Raw genomic sequence first — 1,388 nt, 5'->3', positions numbered from 1 at the left:
GCCCGCCGGATCCGACCCGGCCCCCAGGCCGAAGCGCCGCACCTTCAGTCCCGAGTACAAGCTGCGGATCGTGGCCGAGTACGACGCCGCGCCCAAGAACGAAAAGGGTGCGGTCCTGCGCCGCGAGCGTTTGTACCACTCGCACGTCAAGGAGTGGCGGGCCGCGCGGGATGCCGGGGCCCTGGAGAAGCTGGTCGACCAGCGGACCAGCCCGGCGAGGCCGAAGAAGTCGGCAGCCGAGGCGGAGAACGAGAAGCTGCGCCGCCAGGTGGAACGGCTGGAGAAGGAACTGGCCCGGAACAAGGCGGCGTTGGAGGTCATGGGAAAAGCTTCCGCGCTCTTGGAAATGATCTCCGAGAGCGCGGACTGAAGGCTGCCGCCGACCCGGTGGCCGACGACGCGTTCACCGGCGTCGAGGGCGAGCTCGGTATCACGGCCGCATGCCGGCTGACCGGCCGCCCCCGGGCCACCCACTACCGCCGGCTGCGTCCCCCGCCGGAGCGAAAGCCCAGGAAACCGCAGGTCCAGCCCTCGGCCCTCACCCCCAGGGAACGGGCGGCGGTCCTGGAACTGATGAACTCGGGCGAGTACGCCGAACTGCCGCCCGCGCAGATCTGGGCCCGTGAGCTGGATGCCGGGCGCTACCACTGCTCCGTCTCCACGATGTATCGGATCCTGCGCGAGAAGGGGCAGTCCGGCGAGCGTCGCCGCCAGGCCACTCACCCGGCGAAGACGGTGCCCGAGCTGGTCGCCACCGGACCCTCGCAGGTGTTCACCTGGGACATCACCAAGGCGGCCGGACCGGTCAAGGGCATCTGGTACCACGCCTACGTCATCATCGACATCTTCAGCCGCTACATCGTCGGCCACACCGTCGAGGCCGCCGAATCAGCCACGCGGGCCGAGGAGTTGATCCGGGAGACCATCCACCGCAACGGCATCGTGCCCGAGACCGTGCACGCCGACCGCGGCACCTCGATGACCTCCAAGAAGGTCTCCCAGCTGCTGATCGACCTCGGCATCACCCGGTCGCACTCGCGGCCGAAGACCTCCAACGACAACCCCTACATCGAGGCCCACTTCAAGACCGCCAAGTACATGTCCGACTACCCCGAACGCTTCGACTCCCTGACCCATGCCCGCGAGTGGTTCGAGGCGTTCATCACGTACTACAACCACGAGCACCGGCACTCGGGCATCGGCTGGCACACGCCCGCCAGCGTGCACTTCGGCACCGCAGAGGAGGTCCGCGACCAGCGGGCCGTCACCCTCGCCGAGGCATACGCCCGCCACCCCGAGCGCTTCGGCCGCCGGCCCCGACCACCCCGGATACCCCAGCAGGCGTGGATCAACGACCCGGCCAAGCGCCGCGAACCCGCACCACAAAC

General features: G+C 69.0%; 1 protein-coding gene and 1 pseudogene. Both read left to right on the top strand.

Annotated features, from left to right (window positions below; genetic code table 11):
* Positions 1–370, top strand: a pseudogene (locus ACFU5K_RS31910) (hypothetical protein); the annotation flags it as partial.
* Positions 371–387: 17 nt separating this feature from the next.
* Positions 388–1,388, top strand: a 1,001-nt coding sequence (locus ACFU5K_RS31905; protein WP_384068244.1) for an IS3 family transposase, incomplete at its 3' end; no start/stop codon positions are given.

The organism is Streptomyces sp. NPDC057428, from assembly GCF_042803195.1.
Taxonomy (GTDB): Bacteria; Actinomycetota; Actinomycetes; order Streptomycetales; family Streptomycetaceae; genus Streptomyces.
This window is presented reverse-complemented; position numbering and strand designations above follow the sequence as displayed.